Raw genomic sequence first — 7,437 nt, 5'->3', positions numbered from 1 at the left:
CCGGACAGAGCCCCTGCTTTCTGCCGCTCCGTCCTGAATTCGACGGGCGATGACATTGCGAGGATGACACATGAAATACAACCGACCGCACGCGACGGCGTCATGGGGGTCGATGGCCAAGGATTGGGAGCGGGGGATCGATTATGACCGGCTTCACAAGGAGCGCCTCGCCCGGGCGCAGGAAGCCATCCGTCATGCCGGCCTTGGCGGCGTGATCGCCTTCAACTTCGACAACATCCGCTACATCACCGGCACCCATATCGGAGAATGGGCGCGCGACAAGTTCATGCGTTACGCGCTCTGCCCCGTGCAGGGCCCTCCGTTCCTGTGGGACCCGGCTCCGCCGGCCAAGCGCATCTCCTCGCCCTGGATCGCCGACAACGTCGCCGCCCCGATTTCGACGATGCAGGGCGGACTGCCTCCGCAGATGAACGTGCAGGGCGATTTCGCCAAGCAGATCAAGAAGGCACTGGTGCATTTCGGCATCGAGAAGGAGCCGATCGGCATCGATCTGATGGAACTGCCGATGCTGCGCGCGCTCGAGAAAGAGGGCATCGAAGTGGTCGACGGCCAGCAGGCGCTGCTTGACGCGCGCGAGGTCAAGACGGCGGACGAGATCGAGCTCCTGAAGATGGCCTGCGCCATGGTCGATGCGACCTATGTCGATATCGCCCGCGCAATCCGCCCCGGAACGCGCGAGAACGAACTTGTCGCCATCGCCCATGACCGCCTGTTCCGCATGGGGTCCGAGCGCGTCGAATGCGTGAATTCCGTGTCCGGCCCCCGCGGTCGGCCGCACTCGCACACGTTCTCAGATCGGCTTATTCAGCCGGGGGACATGGTGTTCCTCGACATCATGCATTCATTCAACGGCTATCGCACCTGCTATTACCGCACGTTCATTTGTGGCGAACCCAACAAATACCAGATTGACGCCTACGAGACGGCGTCGAAGTGGATCAGCGCCTCGATCGACATGATCCGGCCAGGCGTCACGCCCGACCAGGTAGCCGCGGTCTGGCCAAAAGCCACCGACTTCGGTTACCGAGACGAAGCGGAAGCGTTCCTGCTGCAATACGGTCACGGCGTCGGCCTGTCCCTGTGGGAGCGCCCCATCATTTCCAAGCGCTATAGCGGCCAGAACACTCCACTTAAGGAGGGCATGGTGTTCGCACTTGAGACATGGAAGGGGGCCGAGGACGGCTCAGGCGCGGCGCGAATCGAGGAAGAAGTCGTGGTGACCAAGGACGGTTGCCAGATCATCACCAATTTCCCGTCGGACCGCCTGATCTCGTGTGGATTGCCGGGCTGCGAGGTGTTCTGACACCGCCTCGCTGCAACACAGCAAAGGTCGCCCTTGCCTCACACTCCGGTCACCATTCTCACCGGCTTCCTTGGCAGCGGTAAGACCACGCTGCTCAACAAGGCCATGCGCGATCCCGCCATGACCAACACCGCCGTGGTGATCAACGAGTTCGGGGAAGTCGGACTCGATCACGTGCTGGCTACGTCGAGCAACGACACTATCATGGTGCTTGAGAACGGCTGCCTGTGCTGCACCGTTTTCGGCGACCTCGTCGCAACCATGAATAATCTTTTTCACGCGCGGGAGGACGGCTCGATCCCGCGTTTCGATCATGTGGTGATCGAGACATCGGGGCTCGCAGACCCCTCGCCCGTGATCCAGGCCTTTCTGTCCGACCCTACGCTCGAGGGCCTCTATCGCATCGCGAGCGTGATCGCGACCGTGGATGCCGTGAACGGCGCCGGGACGCTCGACAACCATGCCGAGTCGGTGCGGCAGATCGCACTTGCTGATCGCATCCTGCTCACCAAGCTCGACCTGCTCGGCGACGGCGCAGCCGAGCGGCAGGCACAACTGACCGCACGGCTGCGGCGCATCAATCCCGCGGCGATGATCACGCGCATCGACGACCCGGCCATCGATCCGAGCGCTTTGCTACGCGCGCCCGGGCTCGATCCCAGCGATCCCGATGCCGACGCCCGCGCCTGGCTTAACGCCGCAGCCTACATATCGGACGATCACGCGCAGCATGAGCTCGATCACAGCGGGCACGATCATGCTGCGCATGACCACGTTCATCACGGCCTGCATGACCGCGACATCGCCTCGTTCTGCTTTATCCGCGAGAATCCGATTTCCCGCGAGGCGCTGCGGCTGTTGCTCGACGCCCTGCAACAAAATCTCGGCCCCAACCTGCTACGGGTGAAGGGCATCGTTCACGTTGCGGAAGAACCAGACCGCCCCGCGGTCATTCAAGGCGCACAGCATCTGTTGCACAACCTGTCGTGGCTCGACCGCTGGCCCGACGACGACCGCGGCAGCAAGATCGTATTCATTACTCAGGGCTACGACCGGGCCGAAGTCGAGGACATGATTGCCGTGCTCGATCGTGTCGCCGCGCGAACTGCTGCCGCCCGCGCGCGTGCTCAGGGCTTCGGCTGACGGCATCGCAAGGTCGATACTTTTCCTGCCGTGCTATCGCCTTTGCATCGCATTCCGGCGGGAGACGCCCACACTGACGGATCGAGATTGCAGTGATCGCCAAATACTATCGGCCTTTTCCGATTCTGAATAACTCGGCGATCGGTCCCTTGCTAGAAATTTTCCGATCTGGCGCCGAACCAAGGCTCCAGCGGGAGGGGCGATGACCATCCAGCAAAGACAGATCACCAGCACAGATCCAGCCACCGTCGTGCTCAAAAGCGTGTGCCGTTCATGTCACGGCGGCTGCGGCGTTCTCATGCATGTGCGGGACGGTGTTCTCGTCAAGGTTCAGGGCGACCCTGAATCGCCGCTGAATCACGGGCGCCTGTGTCCGATCGGGACCGTGACGACGGATCTGGTTTATCACCCGGACCGACTCAAGTATCCGATGCGCCGCCTCGGTGAGCGCGGCTCCGGGCGCTGGCAACGCATTTCCTGGGACGATGCACTCGACGAGATCAGCGAAAAACTGCTTGCGATCCGCGAGCAATCCGGCCCTGAAGCGATTGCGCTCGGCACCGGCACCGGACGTCATCATATCCGGTGGGTCTCCCGATTTGGTCATGCGCTCGGCACGCCGAACTGGTGCGAGCCCGGATTCGCGCAGTGTTTCCACCCGCGTGTGAACACGACCATTCTCACGCTCGGCGATTTGCCGGTGTGCGACTATACGGGCGATGTGCCGCCCAAATGCATCATGTTCTGGGGCCACAATCCGCTCAATTCCGGCCCCGACGGCGAGACCCGCTTCAGCGTTCGCGAGGCGCTCGCGCACGATCCGGACATCATCGTCATTGACCCGCGCGAAACCGAACTTGCAAAGCGAGCCAAGCTGTGGCTGCGCGTGCGCCCGGGCGCGGACGATGCGCTGGCGCTCGCCATGCTCAATGTCATCATCGGCGAACGACTCTACGATGAGCCGTTCGTTCGTCAGTGGACCTATGGTTTCGAGCAATTGGCGGAGCGCGTCGTCACGTACACGCCGGAATGGGCCGAGCCGATCACCTGGGTTCCTGCGGACCAGATTCGCACCGCCGCCCGCCTCTTCGCGCAAGCCCGGCCGGGCATGCTGGAATGGGGTTGCGCGCTCGAACACACGCCGAAATGCATCCAGACCATTCGCGCCACCTCGATGCTGCCGGTTCTGACCGGCAATATCGACGTGCCCGGAGGCTGGGTGTTCGGCATGCACGGGCTTGGGCGCTTCCCGAGCCTGATCGAAAACCTTACGCCCGAAGCCAGTGCCAAGAGGCTTGGCGCCGACCGCTTCAAACTGCTCGGCGGGGAAGGCGCCGATCTGCCAGCCGCGCATATTCCGACGCTGGTCGAGGCTATGCGCGACGGCAAACCCTACAGGGTGAGGGCCTTCCTGGTATTTGGCAACAACACATTGACCACCTTTGCCAATGCGTCGACCGCCTATGAAGCGTTGATGAAGCTCGACTTCATGCTTTGCGCCGACCTCTTCATGACGCCGACGGCGGAACTCGCCGACATCGTCCTGCCAGCTGCCTCATGGCCGGAAATCAATCAGATCGCAGGCTTGCCGACCATTGCCGCGAACGTCGTTTTGGCAAACCAGAAAGCTGTGCGCACGCACGAGTGCAAGTCCGACGAGGAGATCTTTGTCGAACTGGCACGACGGATGAGACTGCCGGTCTGCACCGAATCCGTCGAAGAAGTGCTCGATGCACAGCTTGCGGCCGGCGGCCTCGGCATCACTTTCGACGAATTGAAACAGCGCGGATTCGTCAATATTCCGATCAAGTACCGAAAGTTCGAACAAGGCGGATTCCGCACTCCGACTGGCAAGATAGAGCTTTACTCTACGCGCTTTGAGCAACTCGGTTATTCGCCCCTGCCGTATTATGTCGAAGCTCCGGAAACGCCGGTCAGCGCGCCGGACGTAGCCGTGGACTTTCCCCTAGTGCTGACTACGGGCGGTCGCATATCGCACTTCTTCAATTCGGAACATCGTCAGATCGAAAAGCTCCGCAGGGCGCACCGCGATCCTGTCGCCGAAATCCACCCGGACACCGCCGCGGCGTTTGGCATTTCCAACGGAGACTGGATGTGGATCGAAACGCGGCGCGGCCGGATCAAGCAGAAGGCCAAGCTGACGACCGGAATCGATCCGCGGGTCGTCAGCGCGCAGCACGCCTGGTGGTTTCCTGAAAAAGGCGCACCGAACTACGGGGTCTGGGACTCGAACGTCAACCTGCTGACCAACAATGGCCCGCCATACGATCCGGCCATGGGAACGTACCAGCTGCGCGCGCTCCTGTGTCGTGTGGCCAGGGTCACGCCTCCTCAATAAGGCCGCTGCTTGGCAGTCGCAGCAGACCGGCCGCCCGCAGCAGCGCGGCGCCCCGCTCTGCACGGTGCGTTCGGATGCGATTAGAGTAATCGGCACAGGCTCGCAGGATTTTGCGCAGATGCGCCTCGCCCATGACGATCACATGGTCCAGAGATCGCGCCGGATCGATCCGATCAGCCGCTCGGCATACCCATTCCAATCCCATGCCCAGCCTGTTCGCTGAAGCCTTGGCGCGACGACTGCCCGAATTATGCGATTAGCAATATTCCCGTGCCCCGAGGCCGCATAAAAGTGCGCACCGGTTCGCGTCAAGAAAATGCGATCAAACAAAGAAATCCAAAGCACGTTCCGATTTCATGTAAAATGGCAATTTTGCCCTGAAACTGCCGGTCAAGGGACAAATCGAGCAAGGTCAATCGCGTAACGGTGAAGATGATGCGCCCTTGATTGGACGCGAGCGGGCTGACTCGTACAAAGCCGGAATACTGCGACGCAAAACCAAGTCCGCAACGGCCACAGCAAACAGAAAATACCTGCCATTACGTCCCGCTTCTTGAGACACAAGGTATAGTGTCGCCCTCTCTCGCGTACGATGTTTGCCGACCACTGCCGGACGAGAGCGTTCTAGCGTGATCAGCAATCGGCCTTCGAGAGGGATCGCACTCAAACAACGCATTGAAACGGATGACGATTCATTCTGCGGCTGCGGCCGCGTATCTTTCGTCTTGCGTAACGTCGGCATCGTTACAGCCATCGAAAAGCCTCTTGAGTTGTCCGGCTGCGACGCCTACAAACAGCCTATGGGCGTCATGAGACCATTTCAGAAGGAGGTCCCAAGGATGACGTTGTATTGCGGCTGCCGCGAGATGAATCGGCGTAGCTTCCTTCGCACATCCGGCGCTGTTGCGATTCTCGCAGCCACCGATGTTGCCGGATCCGAATCGACTGCGCATGCTGCCGCGCTAACGCAACAGGCGCGCGACGCCTTGACTCCTGGCGAAGTCATCTCCCGGATGCTCGCTGGAAACGAGCGCTTCGCAGCGGGCAATCAGAAGCCGCGCGACTTCCTGGCCGAGCAGCGAGCGAGTGCCGCAGGCCAGTACCCGGCCGCCATCGCCCTGACGTGCGTCGATTCGCGAGCGCCGGTCGAGGTAATCTGCGATCTCGGCATCGGCGATGCGTTCAACGCGCGCGTTGCCGGCAACATCGTAAACGACGATATCCTGGGCAGCATGGAGTTCGCCTGCATGGTTGCCGGTGCCAAGCTGGTTTTGGTCATGGGGCATACCGCTTGCGGCGCGGTCAAGGGAGCCATCGACGACGTTGTTCTCGGCAATCTGACCGGGCTGGTGGCCAAAATACGGCCCGCCATTCGCGAGACCGCCTATAAAGGCCAACGGACCTCCGCCAATCCGGAATTCGTCGACCAGGTGGCACGGACGAATGTCACGATGGCGGTGAAGCAGATTCGCGAGCGCAGTCCGATTCTGCGCGAAATGGAGACAAGCGGCAAGATCAAGGTTGTCGGCTCCATGTACGATCTCGCCACGGCGAAGGTCACGCTGGTCTGATGACACGCGGAGCGGTGGCCGTAGTCACCGTCCGGTTATCTCCTGGCTGAATGATCGGCCTTCATGCGCGAGTTTCCCCTAGCTTACCAGCGCGTCTGCGCAGACCTTTGAACTCACGATCTTGACCGCCATGCAGCTTCTTGGTGGAGCACGCAGCATGCGACAGGAGAAACATAGAAACATGATGTGGCGACCAAGACGTGAATCCTTCCAACCGCGCGCACGCCGGCGCCTTCGCCGATGACGCGGCTGAATAAATGATCGATGACGCGCGTTGCCGCTCACATACCATAGCTGCAAGAGCGTGGTCGCTGAAGCTGCTGGAAACACCGAGTATATCGACAAAGCTATCCGCGCCCTTGTCGTCGTGTCGCTCTATAGTCGCGACGTCCCCCTGTCCAAGTTCGAAGTGTGCGAAGCGAGAAAGGCGCCATGCGCGACGCCTTCGTGAAAGCGTTGAAGAAAGGATACGAAGCGGAAAAGGATGTCCTTCTCGCAGGCGTCGTCGACCTGGCCGTCGCCAAGGCACTTCGGTAACTCCGAAAAAGTACCCACCGTCCGCCGGCAGTGCACTTCCTGATAAGCCGTTATTCGAGGATGCTTCCGCAACCAGCCTCGATAGCGCGCTCCGCGCGCATCGAGCGCGGAACGCTCGGAAGCGGCGCATCGGATTGGGATAAAATGAACAAAACTGGGACGCCGCGCTCTTTACTCCTGACCTCCGTATTTCGGAAAAAGCTTGTGCACCGGCAGTGACAAGCCACCGGCCGCTTTGGCCACGCGCAGGGGAAAGACATGAGCGACGATGTTAATCAGAAACTGACCGAAGGCTGGAGAAAAGCCTTTGATGCCTATGGTCTTTCCGCTGTGGAAATGCCCGCAGCGTTCCGCAAGATTGCGGAGAAAAATCTCTCGGCGTGTCGCGAAAACTATCACCAAGTGCAAGCCGCCACTGAACGAGCCAATATGATGCTCAAACAAAACTATGAGACGGCGAACAAGGGTATTGCCGAGTGTCATGTCAAAACCATCGAAGCGAT

Annotated in this window: 4 protein-coding genes and 1 pseudogene; all 5 read left to right on the top strand. The window is 60.6% G+C overall.

Annotated features, from left to right (window positions below; all coding sequences use genetic code 11):
• Positions 1-70: 70 nt before the first annotated feature.
• The gene (locus AB7F49_RS36580) at positions 71-1,324 is read left to right on the top strand and encodes a M24 family metallopeptidase (protein WP_428531994.1); all 1,254 of its coding nucleotides are present in this window, start codon (positions 71-73) and stop codon (positions 1,322-1,324) included.
• A gap of 33 nt (positions 1,325-1,357) precedes the next feature.
• Positions 1,358-2,467, top strand: a complete 1,110-nt coding sequence (locus tag AB7F49_RS36575) for a CobW family GTP-binding protein (RefSeq protein ID WP_428531991.1) — start codon at positions 1,358-1,360, stop codon at positions 2,465-2,467.
• A 202-nt stretch (positions 2,468-2,669) separates the two neighbouring features.
• A complete protein-coding gene (locus tag AB7F49_RS36570) occupies positions 2,670-4,826 on the top strand; it encodes a molybdopterin-containing oxidoreductase family protein (protein ID WP_428531988.1) in 2,157 nt (718 codons plus the stop codon).
• Positions 4,827-5,665: 839 nt separating this feature from the next.
• Complete coding sequence (locus AB7F49_RS36565) at positions 5,666-6,397, top strand: carbonic anhydrase family protein (RefSeq protein ID WP_428531985.1); 732 nt, start codon at positions 5,666-5,668, stop codon at positions 6,395-6,397.
• 795 nt (positions 6,398-7,192) lie between these two features.
• A pseudogene (locus AB7F49_RS36560) lies at positions 7,193-7,437 on the top strand (hypothetical protein); the annotation flags it as partial.

Origin of the sequence: Pseudorhodoplanes sp., assembly GCF_050250235.1 — a bacterium.
Taxonomy (GTDB): domain Bacteria; phylum Pseudomonadota; class Alphaproteobacteria; order Rhizobiales; family Xanthobacteraceae; genus Pseudorhodoplanes.
The sequence above is the reverse complement of the archived record's forward strand: the minus strand, read 5'-3'. Positions and strand labels throughout refer to the sequence as shown.